The organism is Ruminococcus flavefaciens, assembly GCF_900116855.1.
Lineage (GTDB): Bacteria > Bacillota > Clostridia > Oscillospirales > Ruminococcaceae > Ruminococcus > Ruminococcus flavefaciens_R.
Map to the genome: position 1 here is coordinate 18,481 of NZ_UETD01000009.1, position 17,018 is coordinate 35,498.

Consider the following 17,018-nt stretch of genomic DNA (forward strand, 5'->3'; position numbering starts at 1 on the left):
ACTGCATCATTTGGAATATACATTCTGTATATTAGCAATAGTGCTTTACATCCGCAACAGACGTAATTTTCATAAATATGCTCCCCTGCCCGATGACCTCTGTCAGGAACGAATAAACCTTTTATATTGCTTTTCCACAAAGAATGTGATATAATCACATTATCAGCCGAAGGAGTGATAATGATATGAATACCGAATACAATGATATGATATATCTGGTTGCCTGTGCTGTCAATTCACAGGTCCCCGACAAGGACAGAGTTTCCGCCATGGACCTCGATTCACTGTACAAAGCCTGCAAGTGGCATACTCTCAGAGCCACCGTATTCACCGCACTGAAAAGTGCAGGAACAGAGCACAGCGATTTCTTTCAGGCATACAACAAGGCTGTCAGGAAAAATATCCTCTTTGATTCGGAGCGAGAAGCTATCACCTCGGAAATGGAAAAACAGGGCATCTGGTATCTCCCGCTGAAAGGCGCCATACTGAAGGAGCTCTATCCGCAGATAGGAATGCGCGAGATGTCTGACAACGACATACTATATGACTCCTCAAGGCAGAACGACCTGAAGAATATCATGCTTTCACGCGGATATACCGCCGAAAGCGTGGGAGATAGCTACACCGACGTCTATAAGAAGCCCCCCGTGCTTAATATGGAAATGCACAGAGCGCTATTCCTTTTCGGTCATGACGAAAAGCTTTTCAGATACTACGAAGACATGAGCAGGCTCATGAAAAGAGATGATGACAAGCAATACGGCTATCACTTCTCCGATGAGGACTTCTATGTATATATGACCGCCCATGAGTACCGCCATCACATCGGCGGCGGCACGGGGATACGCTCACTTGTGGACTGCTATGTATTCATGAAAGCCAAGGAAGGAACCATCGACAAAAGCTATATCGCAGAGCAGTTCAGACAGCTCGGCATAGAGGATTACGCTCAGAAGCGTCTTTCGCTGGCGATGAAGCTTTTCTCCTCAGCAGATACCCTGTCTCTTACAGAGAGCGAGGAGGAAGAGCTGAAACATTACCTGCGGTTCGGCACCTACGGCACTATTAACAACGTGGGTGAAAGCAGCATAAAAAGATACGTCGAAAAGTCAGGCAGCCACTCCAAAGCAGGCTTCATAATGTCAAGGCTTTTCCCCAGCATGGAGTTCATGAAGCACCACTATCCTTTTTTCTACAAGACAAAGGTACTGCTTCCTGTGGGCTATGTATGGCGCTGGATAAAAGGTCTGTCAGTAAACCGCGACAAATTCAGAGCGGAGATGAAAGCACTGAAAAAGATCGATAAAAAGAAATGATATCAAGGGAGACCATTCTCGGGAAAGGTCTCCCTTTTTATATTGCAAACTACCGTATATCTGCTGTTTAATAAATTGTAAATTTTAGTTTTGGTCTCTTGATTTTTTCATTTAAATATTATATAATGCTATCATCATGATATATGGAGGGATCAATTTATGATCAAAAAAATGATAGCAGCAATGTCAGCTGCAGCAATTATGTGTTCCTGTGCCGCTTACAGCAGCGGCGCGTACAGAATTCCCGATGCCTTTGCGGCAGAGCAGTCACCCGAGCAGTCGGAGACCTGTGGGGTAATGGTCTCTATCGTAGCTCCCAATTACACACTTCCCGATGGCATTACCGCCAAAATCGTGGAAGTCAGGGGTGAGGAGCGCACTGTCCTTGAGGAATGGGACCCTAAAACGGTCTCCGTAAAAGAGATCAAGGGTCTCGAGTACAGCGACGACGTCAGCTACAAGCTGACCACCGAGGGGCTTCCCGAGGATTACTGTCTCCCTGCGGAAACGGATATTGTCCTCAAGGAAAAAGGCTATACCGACAAGATAGTTCTCTGCGGATACGCCATCACTGATTATCCCGGCTTCCTTATCCGTTATGACACAGGCAAAGAGCTCCATTTCAACATTTCCTATGTCCTTTCAAAAAGCTCCTATTCTACTATCACGGACGCCAGAGATACGGATATAATAAAGGACTACTGCATAGTTGACGACAACGGATTCAGATACCTGAACTCACTGCCCGACAAGTCAGATGAATTATTTTCTACCTATACCGAAGATGAATTCATTGTCCCCGACGGTCACTACACAGCAAAAGTCGAACTCGCAGATGGTTACAGATTTTTAAAGAAATACAGTGACTCTGCAAGAACCATAAATAAGCAGAAGAATATACCTCTGGATTATTTTTCCTCCGACCTTTCCGAAGGCATTTCATTTAACGTAGAACACGGATATCCCGACAAGGCGCTGGATTTCTTCATAGAGAGCGAGCCCACCGAAGAAAACAGCTGCTCCGCCGATATTTCCGTAGTCGACGCAGAGACAGGAGAACCTATAAACGGCTGTACTGTTGAGCTTGACATGCACGCTCCGCCATTATTCGGAAAAATGAGGTGGGTAACTGCGGACGATAAGCCCATGAAGCTTGACGCCCTCTATAATTTGAATGAGACCTATAATTTCAGGATCATCAACTCTCCCATGTGCTATGAACCCTCGGGAGAGACCTCATTCAGATTTGAAGCCTACGGTGAGCACGCAGACGCTGTGATAAAGCTGAAGCGCATCATGACCGATGAGGAAGCTGCCGCCATAGAACAGGTAGTCCTTCCCGATGAGGACCCCGTCCCCACAGACAGCGAACACTGTGCAGTCACCGTGGGAGTCTTTGACCAGAGAACAAAAGGCACTGTCCTGCCCACTACGGTACATCTTGTTGAGTATATAGACGGTGACAGAGCCAACCGGCAGGAGCTGGCAAGCTGGGAGGCAAGCGAGGAGCCTGTCAAGACTATAACCGATATCGAATACCATGAAGGATCAAAATACTACATCACATTCAATAATGATGATCTGTTCTCCGGCAACTATGTCAACGAGGGCAGAAAGATCCTCTATTTCAGAAAAGGCGGAGATACCGATAAGATAGCAGTTCCAATGTATAATCAAGGAAACGCTGATAACCTGGACGCATCCTGCATTTTCTATGAATCAACAACAGGTCATGATGTGTCATACTCAATAGATTCCTTCAATTCAAACGAAGACATTCTTGAAAGCTCGGGAGTTTATGACGATAAGGGCTACAGATACAGCTTTACACAAAGGTTTTTCACTGACAATATCGGTGCAGGCAACCTTCCCGACGGAGAATACACTCTTAAATGTGTTCCCGCAGAAAACTACAGATTTATCCCAAACAGCAGTCAGTGTCTGGCAATACGCATGATAACGAAAAAATAGCCCATCGATTACATTGCAAATAACGCAGCTAACGGCGAAAACGGTTTTCGCTTCAAGGTCGAGAACGGTATCACGGATGGTCCCATACATCTGATGGTCGAGGCAAAGCCAACTGCGGAAACAGCCTCCTCAGCCAGCATCTCTGTCGTAGACGCGAAAACAGGTGAAACCGTCAAGGGCATAACAGGCGAGCTTATAGGAGGCAGCATCGATACAAATGATCTGCTCAAATGGAATACCTCAGATACTCCCGTAATGACATTCGACAATCTTATTTATATCAATAAAAAATACGGCATTACACTTTATAACGTCCCCGACGAGTATAAAAAGCCATATACCGAGGCATTCAGCTTTAATGGATACGGCGAACATAAGGATATCGTCATAGAGCTGGAGCCTGCTTATACTATGGGCGATATCAACGATGACGGGGCAGTGGATTCAGTTGACGCTTCGGCTGTTCTTTCATACTACGCAAAAATATCCACCGATAAGGAGGGCGGCTTTGACGACAGACAGCGGAAGGCAGCAGATGTTGACCGCAACAGTGTTATCGACGCCATAGACGCATCCAATATCCTCGCATACTACGCTTATCTCTCTACTGTAAAGGAAGAACCCATGAACATGGAGACCTACATGACTTCCAACTGACAGAATACAGAAAGCCACTCCCGAGGGAGTGGCTTTCTATTGAGCGATAATGTCAGCAAAGCTGCCTTATCAGACGTCTAAGATATAAACCTGATATTGATACATATATTTATAATATGCACAAAACAATGCTGATTCATTGACTTTTTTGTGTTAATCTGTTATAATTATTATCATCCAAACAAAAAATCTATAATTGTTGACCAAGTCATTTTTGTTACCTCCTGCGCGTTTCGGGGAACTCTCCCCCTGCTGTGATCATAGTATATCCCATTTTTGCAAGATCGGATACAGGATCGGAGTAAACAGCACTTTTTCAGGAGTGAACGAACATGATAAACTTTGTAATCTAAGTAATACTATATTCAGAAAGGGGAACGATCTGCCGCCTTAACGGCTGTATATCGAATTATTATGAGAATTGCAATTTGTGACGACAAAATGATACTCCACGAAGAACTCAAAAAGTATCTCGATCAGTATTCTGTCAACAGAAACGTGATCATCAACTGTGATGACTACACCAACGGTTTTGACCTGCTGAAAAGCAATATCGAATACGATATAATCTTCATGGACTACCAGATGGAAGGCATCGACGGACTTGAGACCTCAAGGCAGATAAGAAAAAACAAAATCGATACCACCATCATTTTCCTTACCAGCTATCCAAATATCGTTTTTGATACCTTTGAGGTAAACGCATACCGCTTCCTCGTAAAGCCCATAAACTACGAAAAACTGTCAGCGGCACTGGACGATTTTCTTGCCGCCCATGACGACAGCAACTTCATCCTCATCAAAAGCGATGAGGTGAACAGGCGCATCAATATCGACGATATCGTTTATATCGAGGCGGATAATAAGTACTGCTATATCCGTACCACCGACGATAATATCAATTATAAGAGAACGCTTTCCGAGATAGAAAAGCTGGTGCCCGATGACAGGTTCTTCAGGAGCCACCGCACCTATCTTGTGGGATTCAGGCATATAGTTTCCCATACGTCCACAGATATCCTGTTCGACAACAAGGAACGCGCTCTGATAAGCAAGCTGAAGCTGACACCATTCAAAAAGGCTTTTACCGATTACATCAAGCGCTATAACTTTGAAAAGTGGTGACGCCATGGTGATCTCGGTACTGACATTTGCTGTATGCTTTCTGCTCCGCTCGCTGATAGTTCAGCTCACCTGCATTTTTCTCGGATACAAGGAGAAAAATCCCCGTGTCGTTGACATAGGGCTCATAGCACTGATAGTGCTGCCCAACGTACTGATGCTGTATGCACATAACATCACCTCAGTGGCAGTAAAGCTGGCAATAATCATAGCCTACTATATCGGGTGTTTCTTCCTTTATACGGCAATATACAGAAAGATAAACCTGAAGATACTGTACATATACCTGCTCACCATAAACACTCCGCAGATATATGCCAACATCACAAAGCAGATATTCTCTGAAAACAGGTACTCAGACCTGCTGGCATTCCTTCTCGAAGCGCTGGTTCTGGGCAGTATACTCATCTACATCAAGCGGAAAAAGTATGAGGTCTTTGTTCAGCATCTTGTGGAGGCTCTCCCCAAAAAGCTGTATATCCTCGTGCTGGGACTCACTTATATTGCTTCCATATTCGTAATGGGCTCTACCAGACCCAATCACGATCTCTATGTACGGGTGCTGCTCATCCCGTCAATGATCGGACTTATGATCGTACTTTTCTCCATAATCAGGACAAGTATATCCGAGACCGAAAAAACGCTCAGTGTGAATATACTCTCAAAGCAGATCGAGAACCAGATCGAATACTACAATAAGATCAACAGCATATACGACGAATTCAGATGCTTCAGGCACGACTTCAAAAACCATATCCTCTGCCTGAGAAGTCTTATCTCCGCAGGAGAGACAGAAAGAGCCATCGAGTATATGAACGAGATAGAGGTGCTCTCCTCTGTTGAGAAGAAAAAATTCGACACGGGCAACATCATCGTTGACGCCCTGCTCAGCGACAAGAGCGAAAAGGCTCTTGCCTCGAATACACGCCTTGATTTCAAGGGATTTGTTCCCACATCAGGCATAAGCAACGCAGATCTTTGCATAATCATCGCCAACGCCGTTGACAACGCCATAGAAGCCTGCGCCAAGGACAGCAGCAATGAAGAAAAGGTCATAACCGCCAATGCCGACTTCAAAAGAGGTTATTTCTTCTTCAGGATCAGCAATCCCATGTTTGAAAAAGTAAAGATAAACGACAAGAACAAGGTAGTCACCTCAAAGGAGGACAAGAGCCGCCACGGCTTCGGAGTCTCCAACATCGTGAGAGTTGCCAATAAATACAACGGCTCAGCGGAAATATCCGCAGATGACGGCGTATTTACCCTTGACGTCCAGCTGCTCCTCGACAGCAGCATAGAAGCATAAATATAAAAAAGACTTCCGCGGAAGTCTTTTTTCATTATAAAATGTTGTAGTTTATGCCTATATATATGTCGATTATGCAGTCCTCCGCACTTTTCTCGTCACCGCGCACGACAACATAATAGGGAGCTGTCACAGGCTCAAGGTGACATTCGCTGATATAATCGGTCAGCTTCTTCTCCGTAGAGCCGATCTTACCGATCCCGCCCTCATGTCTGATGGTGACAGCATTGATCAGCTTGAAGCAGGGCTTGTATTCAAATCCTCCGAAGTGGCTTATCTCCCCCCTCACAGGTATCATCATCTCTGTGATCTGTTGGTTTTCCAACGAGTGTCTTGTAAAGATGATATTGTCGTTTACCTCCAGATCCAGAGCGTGGATATTGTCAGAGGCGTACCTGATAAATTTGAATATGTCTGCGTTTTCAACGTTTTTCCTGCATATCACAAGATTGTTCCGTGACAGCATCTGATTTTTCAGTATCTGCAAAGTGAACCCTCCTTCCGCTTTAGCTTGTCACACCAATATTATACTCCCCTTTTACAGGAAAACAATTCACGCGGAGTGAACGGGCACAAAAACGGAGTGAACAGACACACGAAAATGTGACCTTTTGCAGCATAATGAATAATCCGACATTTTTCTGCGTAAACTATTCCCACAAAGCTTTTACCAAACGGAGGGAATAACATGAAAGCAACAGGAATAGTAAGACGTATAGACGACCTCGGACGGGTGGTCATTCCCAAGGAGATACGCAGGACCATGCGTATCCGCGAGGGCGATCCCCTTGAGATATACACAAACAGTGAGGGCGAGGTCATTTTCAAGAAGTACTCCGCCGTCAGCGAAATGAGCGAAAACGCAGGCTATGTGGCGGATATCATGCACAAGATAGCAGGCTGTCCCGTGCTCATATTTGACAAGGACCATGTTGTTGCGTCTGCGGGAGTGCCGAGAAAGGAATTTGCCGAGCGCCGCGTCACGGGTCAGCTTGAGGAGCTTATGGAAAGCCGCGGACAGTTCTTCTGCCACGACGGAAACACCAACAGCTTCTACCCTGCCGAGGGCGTTGAGCGAACAGCCATTGCCGCGCTGCCCATCATTACCGCAGGAGATGTTTCGGGAGCAGTGGCGTTCATGACAAGTGAAAAATGCCGCGAGGTCACCGACCTGCAAAAGAGCCTTATCAACGCCTCTGCACAGTTCCTTGCACGGCAGATAGAAGGATAAAAGAAAGAGTATTCCCTCTGTATGAGAGAATACTCTTTTTTGCTGTTATTCAAGATAGCTCCTGAGATACTGTCCCGTATAGGACTTTTCGCAGGCTGCCACCTCCTCGGGAGTGCCCTGTGCAACGATAGTTCCGCCGCCGTCGCCGCCCTCGGGTCCCAGATCAATAATATGATCGGCAACCTTGATGACGTTGAGGTTGTGCTCAATGACCAGAACGGTATTACCCTGATCCGTAAGCCTCTGGAGCACATCTATGAGCTTGTGGACGTCCGCTGTGTGAAGTCCCGTTGTTGGCTCGTCAAGGATGTATATGGTATTGCCCGTAGAGCGCTTTGACAGCTCCGTGGACAGCTTTACACGCTGAGCCTCGCCGCCCGAAAGAGTAGTTGCAGGCTGACCTATCTTGATATAGCCCAATCCTACCTCCTGTAAGGTCTTCAGCTTCCTTGCTATCTTGGGCAGGTGCTCAAAGAACTCCACACCCTCGTCCACAGTCATTTCCAGAACGTCATATATGGACTTGCCCTTGTAGTGAACGTCCAGTGTCTCGCGGTTATACCTCTTTCCCTTGCAGACCTCGCAGGGAACGTATATATCGGGCAGAAAGTGCATCTCTATCTTGATGATACCGTCGCCCTCGCAGGCTTCACAGCGTCCGCCCTTTACATTGAATGAGAACCTTCCGCTGCCGTAGCCGTGAGCCTTGGCGTCAGGAGTCTTTGCAAAGAGGTCGCGGATATCGCTGAAAACGCCCGTATATGTGGCAGGGTTTGAACGGGGCGTCCTGCCTATGGGAGACTGGTCGATACAGATGACCTTGTCCAGATTTTCAATGCCCTCCATCTCCGCAAAGGCACCGCTCTTTATCTTGGCACGGTTCAGCTTTGCGGCAAGGTGCTTGTAGATTATCTCGTTGACGAGAGAGGACTTGCCCGAGCCCGAAACTCCCGTAACGCATATGAGTTCGCCGAGAGGTATCTTTACGTCGATATTACGGAGATTATGCTCAGTGGCACCCTTTACGGTCAGGAACTTTCCGCTGCCGCTCCTGCGCTTTTTGGGTATCTCTATCTTCTTTTTGCCGCTGAGATACTGTCCCGTAATGGAGGTCTTGCACTTCAGCAGCTTGTCCACCGTACCCGCAAAGACCACTTCTCCGCCGTGGATTCCTGCTCCGGGACCGATATCCACGATATAATCCGCTGCCAGCATGGTATCGTCGTCATGCTCAACGACTATAAGTGTATTTCCAAGGTCGCGGAGCCTTTTCAGTGTGGCTATGAGCTTGTCGTTGTCGCGCTGATGCAGACCGATACTGGGCTCGTCCAGAATATAGAGGACTCCCACCAGTGAGGAGCCTATCTGCGTGGCAAGGCGTATACGCTGGCTCTCGCCGCCCGAAAGGGTACCCGATGAACGGGAAAGTGTAAGGTACTCCAGACCTACGCTTACGAGGAAGCCGAGGCGCTCCTTTATCTCCTTTATGATTCGCTCGCCCACGAAGTTGTCATGCTCCGACAGCTTCAGCTCGTTGAAGAAGCGCAGACCGTCCTTGACAGAAAAGTCCGTGAGCTCGCTGATATTCTTGTCCCCTATCTTGACGGCAAGGTACTCGTCACGAAGCCTTTTTCCCTTGCACACAGGGCACTTCACCTCGCTCATGTACTCGTCTATCTCGTTTTTGGAATTCTCGCTGGAGGTCTCTCTGTAACGGCGTTCAAGATTGTTCACAACGCCCTCAAAGGGAGAGCGGTATGTGCCGCCGCCCAATGAAGCAGGTCGTTTCAGCTCCAGAGTCTCATCACCTGTTCCGTAGAGGAAAAGGTCAAGCTGTTCCTTTTTCAGCTTCTTAACGGGAACATCCAGCGGAACACCGTACTTCTTGGAAATTGCACGGTAATACATGGTTGAGATGGAGGTCTCATCGAGACTGTTCCAGCCCGTGGCGTTTATAGCGCCCTCCTCGATGGAGAGCTCCTTGTTGGGGATAATGAGGTCGGGGTCGATATGTCTGAAAACTCCCAGACCCGTACACTTAGGGCAGGCTCCCACGGGATTGTTGAATGAGAACATAACAGGCTCCAGCTCTCCGATGCTGATATTATGCTCGGGACAGGCGTAATTCTGGGAGAACAGTATCTCCTCGCCGCCGATGACGTCGGCTATGGCAAGTCCGCCCGTCAGGTTGAAAACAGTTTCAAGGCTGTCGGTGATACGGGACTCCACACCCTCCTTTATAACGATACGGTCAACGATTATCTCGATATTATGCTTTTTGTTCTTGTCCAGCTTTATCTCCTCGGAAAGCTCATACATTATGCCGTCCACACGCGCACGGACAAAGCCCGACTTTCTTGCGCTTTCCAGCTCCTTGTTATACTGTCCCTTGCGGTTCCTTACAATGGGAGCCAGAAGCTGGAGCTTAGTGCCCTGAGGAAGCTCCATAAGGGTATCCACCATCTGGTCGATGGTCTGCTGTGAGATCACTCTGCCGCAGACAGGACAGTGGGGAACGCCTATACGGGCGTAGAGGAGTCGAAGGTAGTCGTATATCTCCGTAACAGTTCCCACGGTGGAGCGAGGGTTCTTGGAGGTGGTCTTCTGGTCTATGGAAATAGCGGGAGAAAGACCCTCAATGCTGTCAACGTCGGGCTTTTCCATCTGTCCGAGGAACATTCTCGCGTAGGAGGAAAGACTCTCCACATAGCGGCGCTGACCGTCAGCGTAAATGGTGTCGAAGGCAAGGGATGACTTTCCCGAGCCCGAAAGTCCCGTCATTACGATGAGCTTGTCGCGCGGAAGCTCCAGATCTATATTTTTGAGATTATTGGCTCTTGCGCCTTTGATTATTATTTTATCGGTCATGATTATCTCCTGAAAGTACAAAACATATAACGAGTAACGAACAAAGTATATTATATCATAAAAGCGAAGCGTTATGATATAATTGCCCGATATGCAGGGAGCTGATCTCCGATCAGCGTATCTGCAAGGGCTTTTAAATATGGTATAATGAATGCTATGCATTCATTATACCATATATTTTTTCAAAAATAAATAGGCAGAACATATTTTCTTCTTTTAACATTAAAATTTTCACTTTTCTATTGACAGACGCAGTCTTTTCATTTATAATAATGAAAAACAATAAGGAGGTGAATATATGAAATACGTTTGCGACGTTTGCGGATGGGAGTACGACGAGGAGCTCGGCGATCCCGAGCACGGCATTGCACCCGGCACAAAGTTCGAGGACCTTCCCGATGACTTTGAATGTCCTCTCTGCGGAGTTGGCAAGGATTCCTTCTCCGAGCAGTAAAAAAGCAGCATACAGCCACAGTATCTTCGGGCACGCAGACGGAGACGCTGTGGCGTTTCTTTTATTATGTCAAAAAATCTTGATAGGCAAGGCTAACAAATCGAATATTCTTCCGGATATGAGGTATAATATATATTGCGGAGCAATGCGGCAGTCTGTGCAGACAGCCGCAAAATAAAAGGCTCTGATTGACAAATGTTTAACAGCCTTTGTGAAATATTTGTCATTATTGTACATCAATAGTTCATCCGAGGAGGAAAAATATGAAAAAGAAAGCTTACGAGATCGTTGACAGCGTAAAGCAGCTCGAAAAGGCTATAAGCCGTGTGAAGGAAGCCCAGCGCCGTTTCTCGCAGTTCTCACAGGAACAGGTGGACAGGATATTCCTTGCCGCCGCTACAGCCGCCAACAAAGCCCGTATCCCTCTGGCAAAGCTTGCCGTTGAGGAAACAGGCATGGGCATAGTGGAGGACAAGGTCATCAAGAACCACTACGCTTCCGAGTATATATACAACACCTACCGCGATACAAAGACCTGCGGTGTCATCGCCGAGGACAAGGCTTACGGCACAAAGAAGATAGCCGAGCCCATCGGTGTCATCGCAGCTGTCATACCTACAACAAACCCCACATCTACGGCTATATTCAAGGCTCTTATCGCACTGAAGACACGCAACGGCATTATCATCAGCCCTCATCCGAGAGCAAAGCAGTCCACAATTGCCGCAGCAAAGGTAGTGCTTGAAGCTGCCGTAGCCGCAGGTGCTCCCGAGGACATAATCGCGTGGATTGACGTTCCCAGCCTTGAAATGACCAACCTTGTCATGGCTGAGGCTGATATCATACTCGCCACAGGCGGTCCCGGAATGGTAAAGGCAGCCTACTCCAGCGGAAAGCCCGCACTTGGCGTAGGCGCAGGAAATACACCCGCCATCATTGACGAGACTGCCGACGTTGTCCTTGCCGTGAACTCCATCATCCACTCCAAGACCTTTGACAACGGCATGATCTGCGCCTCCGAGCAGTCCACCATAGTACACAAGAACATCTACGACAAGGTCAAGCATGAATTTGCCGCAAGGGGCTGCCACTTCCTCACCGCTGAGGAAAAGGAAAAGGTTGGAAAGACCATTCTCATCAACGGCGCTCTCAACGCCAAGATAGTCGGTCAGTCAGCCTGCAAAATAGCTGAGCTGGCAGGCGTAAAGGTGCCCGAGGGTACGAAGATACTCATCGGTGAGACCGACAGCACCGACCTCTCAGAGGAATTCGCACACGAAAAGCTCTCCCCTGTTCTCGCCATGTACAAGGCAAAGGACATTCAGGACGCATTCTCCAAGGCTGAGCAGCTCATCGCCGACGGCGGCTACGGTCATACATCATCTATCTACCTCGATGTAAAGACTCAGCAGGACAAGCTGGAGGAGTTCCAGAGCAGAATGAAGACCTGCCGTATACTGGTGAATACTCCCTCGTCTCAGGGCGGTATCGGTGATATCTATAACTTCAGGCTTACTCCCTCACTGACACTGGGCTGCGGCTCATGGGGCGGAAACTCCGTCAGCGAGAACGTGGGAGTCAAGCACCTGCTCAATATCAAGACTGTTGCCGAGAGGAGAGAAAATATGCTTTGGTTCAGAGCACCACAGAAAGTTTACCTGAAGCGCGGCTGCCTGCCCGTTGCCCTTGACGAGCTGAAAACCGTTATGGACAAGAAGCGCGCCTTCGTTGTCACAGACCAGTTCCTTTATGAAAACGGCTTTGCAAAGCCTATCATCGACAAGCTGGACGAAATGGGCATTGCTTCTGCTGCCTTCTTCGATGTAGCTCCCGACCCCACACTCGCCTGCGCCAAGGCAGGTGCCGAGCAGATGAGAGCATTCAAGCCCGATACCATTATCGCACTGGGCGGCGGCTCCGCAATGGACGCTGCCAAGATAATGTGGGTGCTCTACGAACATCCCGACGCCGACTTCATGGATATGGCTATGCGATTCATGGATATCAGAAAGAGAGTATACACATTCCCGAAAATGGGTGAAAAGGCATACTTCATCGCCATCCCCACGTCGGCAGGTACAGGCTCCGAGGTCACGCCCTTTGCCGTTATCACCGATGAAAAGAGCGGCGTAAAGTATCCCCTTGCGGACTACGAGCTGCTGCCAAACATGGCAATAGTTGACCCCGATCTCCAGATGACAGCTCCCAAAGGACTGACCTCCGCCTCGGGTATCGATGCAGTCACACACGCTCTTGAAGCCTACGCATCCATGATGGCTACGGACTACACCGACGGTCTGGCTCTCCGCGCACTGAAAATAATATTCGAGTATCTTCCCCGTGCATACGACAACGGCGAAAAGGACCCCGAAGCCCGTGAGAAAATGGCTAACGCCGCCACAATGGCAGGTATGGCATTTGCAAATGCATTCCTCGGAGTCTCACACTCTCTCGCCCACAAGCTGGGTGCATATCACCACATCCCCCACGGTATCGCCAACGCTCTCGTTATCGAGGACGTACTGCGCTTCAACGCCGCAGAGGTGCCTGCGAAGATGGGGACCTTCCCCCAGTATGCTCACCCCCACACTCTCGCACGTTACGCAGAGGTGGCTGACTATCTGGGACTTGGCGGCAAGACAGACAAGCAGAAGCTTGAGAACCTCATCAAGGCTATCCGTGAGCTCCGCCACAAGATAGGCATAAAGGACACAATCGCAGACTACGGCATCTCCGAGAAGGACTTCCTCGCAACTCTGGACGAGATGACCGAGAACGCCTTCGACGACCAGTGTACGGGTGCAAATCCCCGTTATCCGCTGATGAGTGAGCTGAAACAGATATATCTCAACGCTTACTACGGTAAGACCTTTACCGAAAAAGAATACCCGAAGGAGGTTTAAAATATGAAGCTGGACAATATTATCGCCGAGAGGATAAACAAGACCATTTACCGCGACGGAAACAAGTGCATAAAGGTATTTGACGAGAGCTACTCCAAGGCGGACGTTCTCAACGAAGCCCTCAACCACGCAAGAGTTGAGGAGACGGGACTGAATATCCCCGAGCTCTCCGAGGTCACAAGGATAAACGGCAAGTGGGCGATAGTCTCACAGTTCATCGAGGGCGAGAACCTCGCCGACCTTATTGCTGCCGACCCTGCAAAGTACGACGAGTACCTGAATATGTTCGTGGACCTGCAGCTGGAGATACAGTCAAAGCGCTCTCCACTGCTCAGTCAGCTCAAGGACAAGATGAACCGCAAGATAGACCTTACAGACCTTGACGAAACCACAAAGTACGACCTCCACACCCGTCTCACCAGCGCTCCCGACCACAGCAAGCTCTGCCACGGAGACTACAACACCTCCAACATCATAATCACTCCCGACGGCACGCCCTACGTTCTTGACTGGGCACACGCCACACAGGGCAACGCCTCCGCAGACGCCGCAAGGACCTATCTCCTGTTCTGCCTCAGCGGAAATATCGCAGGCGCAGACAAGTACCTTGACCTGTTCTGCCAGAAGAGCGGCACTGCCAAGAAGTACGTCCAGTCGTGGATGCCCATTGTAGCCGCTTCGCAGTCGGTGAAAAAGAACTGCAAGGAGAAGGAGATACTTCTCCGCTGGGTAAACGTAGTGGACTACGAATAAATCCTCAATACATTTTTCCTTGGTTATAAGTAAAGCCCCGAGAATCATCTCGGGGCTTTTTTATCAAATGAACATAAATGCCAGCAGATCCCAGTACATATGGAGCAGAACAGGAACAACTATGCTCCTGCTCTTTAAAAATGTTATACTGAAAATAACACTGAGCATAGCAATAAACAAGAAACCAAATGATGTTATATTGGCAGTTAAAGTGCCCTCGACTATCCATATCGGGAAATGAATCAGCGTAAACAGCACTGCGTTAACAGCTATGGGCAGCCATTGCTTCTCTTTCTTCACTGTTGCATTGAGGAGCCAGCCGCGAAAAACCATCTCCTCCGTAATGCCGACAAATAGTACGATGACTATGCTTGCCGCTCCGAAATCCTTGTTTATTTCGATCTTTCCCGTGCTGAGGTATTCACTTCCCAGCACATAGGCTGTAAACAGAATGAATACGGGCAGATATCTCAGCCATTTGACTTTGGTACAGAACATCTCTTTCAGCTTTATGTACACATCGGAAGAAAAATGATGTACCAGCAGCATTGCAGGCAGAGTCCAGACAAGATTTTTTATGATACCCTCTTTTACTATCTGTTCCACCGCTGCATTTTTAATGCTATCGCCAACAGGCCCGTCTGCATAGAACGTATACAAAGTCCATACCGCATAGAAAAGAATTATGTAGATGATAAGTGCTGTATTTTTTTTATTTTTATCTGTCATTTGTTGCCTCCGTTTAATATTTACCGATTATTTTAAACCATATCTTACGTTTTGTCAATGTTAAAAGTAAAAGCCGTAGCGCTTACAAAGCATTACGGCTCGATGATCATGCCTCGTATTTGGGCTCACAGGTGAGATTGATGCCGAGGCGCTTGAAGATACGCTCGTCAACTGCCGAGAGGATAACTGTTGAGTGTACCTCGCAGCCGCGGAGCTTGGATATCTGCTCCATAGCCTTCTTGGCGTTCTCGTCTGTATTCGCACAGATGGACAGTGCAAGAAGTGTCTCATCGGTGTGCATTCTGGGATTGTTGTTGCCGAGGTGGTTGACCTTCAGCTCCATGATGGGCTCGATAACGTGGGGCGACATAAGAAGTATATCGTCATCTATCTTAGCGAAATGCTTGAGTGCATTGAGGAGAAGCGCGGAAACTGCTCCGAGGAGGTTCGAGGTGCGTCCTGTGAGGATAGTACCGTCGGGAAGCTCCATTGCTGCTGCGGGACCTCCTGTCTCCTTTTCCTTTTCAAGTGCGGGAGCAACTACCTTTCTGTCCTCGGGAGTAACATTTGCCTGCTTCATGAGAAGCTCCAGCTTCATTACCTCCTCAAGGGAGATAGCTCCCTTTCTGTTTTCGCACATACCTGTGTAGTATCTGCGGATTATCTCCTGCTTAGCAGCCTCGCATACCGCCTCGTCGTCAACGATGCAGTTGCCTGCCATATTTACGCCCATATCCGTAGGCGATTTATAGGGAGACTCGCCGAGAATGTTCTCAAACATCGCATTGAGCACGGGGAATATCTCCACATCGCGGTTGTAGTTTACAGTAGTTTCACCGTAAGCCTCGAGGTGGAAGGGGTCTATCATATTAACGTCGTTGAGGTCGGCAGTAGCCGCCTCATAGGCGATATTCACAGGGTGACGGAGAGGAAGGTTCCAGATGGGGAAGGTCTCGAACTTGGCATAGCCTGCGTCTACTCCCCTCTTGTGCTCGTGATAGAGCTGAGAGAGACAGGTAGCCATTTTGCCGCTTCCGGGACCGGGAGCTGTAATGACAACGAGCTTGCGGGTAGTCTCGATATAATCGTTCCTGCCGTAGCCTTCTTCGCTGATTATGTACTGGAGATTTGACGGATAACCCTTGATGCTGTAATGATGATACACCTTGATGCCGAGAGCCTCGAGACGCTTCTGAAAGGCGTCCGCAGTAGGCTGACCGTCGTATCTTGTGAGAACAACGCTGCTTACATAGAGCCCTATCTTGGTGAATACGTTAAAGAGGCGGATAACGTCGATGTCGTATGTAATGCCAAGGTCGCCTCTGACCTTGTTCTTCTCAATGTCGTCGGAGTTGATGACGATTACTATCTCCGCATCGTCCTTCAGCTGAAGGAGCATCTGGAGCTTACTGTCGGGCTTGAAGCCGGGCAGTACTCTCGAAGCGTGATAATCGTCAAAGAGCTTTCCTCCGAACTCAAGATAAAGCTTATCACCGAACTGAGCGATACGCTGTCTGATGTGCTCAGACTGCATTTTCAGGTATTTTTCGTTGTCAAATCCGATTTTAGTACTCATTTACACGTTCCTCCCGTAATAATATCATTAACTATTATATATCAATCCTCGTCAAATTTCAAGTACCCGATAAAAAAAACTTTATTTCCGCTCCAAAGAGGCGTCAATGTGACAGAAGTCTGATAATTAGGC

At 48.1% G+C, this 17,018-nt stretch carries 13 protein-coding genes; 9 read left to right on the forward strand and 4 right to left on the reverse strand.

Annotation, left to right across the window (positions count from 1 at the left end):
- Positions 1-185: 185 nt before the first annotated feature.
- From DSZ37_RS10265 to DSZ37_RS10285, 5 genes are all read left to right on the forward strand, one after another.
- Positions 186-1,316 carry a nucleotidyltransferase domain-containing protein gene (locus DSZ37_RS10265; protein ID WP_109726821.1) on the forward strand — a complete coding sequence of 377 codons (1,131 nt, stop codon included), beginning with the start codon at positions 186-188 and terminating at the stop codon, positions 1,314-1,316.
- 159 nt (positions 1,317-1,475) lie between these two features.
- Positions 1,476-3,287 carry a hypothetical protein gene (locus DSZ37_RS10270; protein WP_109726822.1) on the forward strand — a complete coding sequence of 604 codons (1,812 nt, stop codon included), beginning with the start codon at positions 1,476-1,478 and terminating at the stop codon, positions 3,285-3,287.
- A 93-nt stretch (positions 3,288-3,380) separates the two neighbouring features.
- Positions 3,381-3,944, forward strand: coding sequence for a dockerin type I domain-containing protein (locus DSZ37_RS10275; protein ID WP_109726823.1), 564 nt, complete (start codon positions 3,381-3,383; stop codon positions 3,942-3,944).
- Between the two features lie 414 nt (positions 3,945-4,358).
- Positions 4,359-5,069, forward strand: coding sequence for a LytR/AlgR family response regulator transcription factor (locus DSZ37_RS10280; RefSeq protein ID WP_109726824.1), 711 nt, complete (start codon positions 4,359-4,361; stop codon positions 5,067-5,069).
- The gene (locus DSZ37_RS10285) at positions 5,056-6,372 is read left to right on the forward strand and encodes a sensor histidine kinase (protein ID WP_242978612.1); all 1,317 of its coding nucleotides are present in this window, start codon (positions 5,056-5,058) and stop codon (positions 6,370-6,372) included. The genes DSZ37_RS10280 and DSZ37_RS10285 overlap by 14 nt, the downstream gene beginning before the upstream one ends.
- 34 nt (positions 6,373-6,406) lie before the next feature.
- Here DSZ37_RS10285 and DSZ37_RS10290 read toward each other — a convergent pair whose 3' ends face one another.
- The gene (locus DSZ37_RS10290; protein WP_109726826.1) at positions 6,407-6,859 is read right to left on the reverse strand and encodes a hypothetical protein; all 453 of its coding nucleotides are present in this window, start codon (positions 6,857-6,859) and stop codon (positions 6,407-6,409) included.
- A gap of 201 nt (positions 6,860-7,060) precedes the next feature.
- Between DSZ37_RS10290 and DSZ37_RS10295 the strand changes: the two genes are divergently transcribed.
- Positions 7,061-7,603, forward strand: a complete 543-nt coding sequence (locus tag DSZ37_RS10295) for a stage V sporulation T C-terminal domain-containing protein (RefSeq protein WP_109726827.1) — start codon at positions 7,061-7,063, stop codon at positions 7,601-7,603.
- 45 nt (positions 7,604-7,648) lie between these two features.
- Here the strand turns inward: DSZ37_RS10295 and uvrA are convergent, their stop codons facing one another.
- Positions 7,649-10,471, reverse strand: coding sequence for an excinuclease ABC subunit UvrA (gene uvrA / locus DSZ37_RS10300; protein WP_242978613.1), 2,823 nt, complete (start codon positions 10,469-10,471; stop codon positions 7,649-7,651).
- Positions 10,472-10,769: 298 nt separating this feature from the next.
- Here uvrA and DSZ37_RS10305 point away from each other — a divergent pair, with 298 nt between their 5' ends.
- The 3 genes from DSZ37_RS10305 to DSZ37_RS10315 all read left to right on the forward strand — a co-directional run bounded on the left by DSZ37_RS10305 (position 10,770) and on the right by DSZ37_RS10315 (position 14,581).
- On the forward strand, positions 10,770-10,925 hold the full coding sequence (locus DSZ37_RS10305) for a rubredoxin (RefSeq protein WP_028521051.1): 156 nt from the start codon (positions 10,770-10,772) through the stop codon (positions 10,923-10,925).
- Between the two features lie 263 nt (positions 10,926-11,188).
- Complete coding sequence (gene adhE, locus DSZ37_RS10310) at positions 11,189-13,828, forward strand: bifunctional acetaldehyde-CoA/alcohol dehydrogenase (RefSeq protein WP_109726828.1); 2,640 nt, start codon at positions 11,189-11,191, stop codon at positions 13,826-13,828.
- Positions 13,829-13,831: 3 nt separating this feature from the next.
- The gene (locus tag DSZ37_RS10315; RefSeq protein ID WP_109726829.1) at positions 13,832-14,581 is read left to right on the forward strand and encodes a phosphotransferase family protein; all 750 of its coding nucleotides are present in this window, start codon (positions 13,832-13,834) and stop codon (positions 14,579-14,581) included.
- A 63-nt stretch (positions 14,582-14,644) separates the two neighbouring features.
- On the opposite strand, the gene DSZ37_RS10320 is transcribed toward DSZ37_RS10315, so the two are convergent.
- On the reverse strand, positions 14,645-15,310 hold the full coding sequence (locus DSZ37_RS10320; RefSeq protein WP_109726830.1) for a CPBP family intramembrane glutamic endopeptidase: 666 nt from the start codon (positions 15,308-15,310) through the stop codon (positions 14,645-14,647).
- A 106-nt stretch (positions 15,311-15,416) separates the two neighbouring features.
- Positions 15,417-16,886: a DUF1846 domain-containing protein gene (locus DSZ37_RS10325; RefSeq protein ID WP_109726831.1), complete on the reverse strand. Its 1,470-nt coding sequence runs from the start codon at positions 16,884-16,886 to the stop codon at positions 15,417-15,419.
- Between the last annotated feature and the right edge of the window lie 132 nt (positions 16,887-17,018).

Bases quoted from the DNA above. Each gene is read 5' to 3' on its own strand.
- uvrA (WP_242978613.1), bottom strand. From the start codon at position 10,471: ATGACCGATAAAATAATAATCAAAGGCGCAAGAGCCAATAATCTCAAA.
- DSZ37_RS10305 (WP_028521051.1), top strand. From the start codon at position 10,770: ATGAAATACGTTTGCGACGTTTGCGGATGGGAGTACGACGAGGAGCTC.
- DSZ37_RS10280 (WP_109726824.1), top strand. From the start codon at position 4,359: ATGAGAATTGCAATTTGTGACGACAAAATGATACTCCACGAAGAACTC.
- adhE (WP_109726828.1), top strand. From the start codon at position 11,189: ATGAAAAAGAAAGCTTACGAGATCGTTGACAGCGTAAAGCAGCTCGAA.
- DSZ37_RS10275 (WP_109726823.1), top strand. From the start codon at position 3,381: ATGGTCGAGGCAAAGCCAACTGCGGAAACAGCCTCCTCAGCCAGCATC.
- DSZ37_RS10325 (WP_109726831.1), bottom strand. From the start codon at position 16,886: ATGAGTACTAAAATCGGATTTGACAACGAAAAATACCTGAAAATGCAG.
- DSZ37_RS10270 (WP_109726822.1), top strand. From the start codon at position 1,476: ATGATCAAAAAAATGATAGCAGCAATGTCAGCTGCAGCAATTATGTGT.
- DSZ37_RS10295 (WP_109726827.1), top strand. From the start codon at position 7,061: ATGAAAGCAACAGGAATAGTAAGACGTATAGACGACCTCGGACGGGTG.
- DSZ37_RS10265 (WP_109726821.1), top strand. From the start codon at position 186: ATGAATACCGAATACAATGATATGATATATCTGGTTGCCTGTGCTGTC.
- DSZ37_RS10315 (WP_109726829.1), top strand. From the start codon at position 13,832: ATGAAGCTGGACAATATTATCGCCGAGAGGATAAACAAGACCATTTAC.
- DSZ37_RS10320 (WP_109726830.1), bottom strand. From the start codon at position 15,310: ATGACAGATAAAAATAAAAAAAATACAGCACTTATCATCTACATAATT.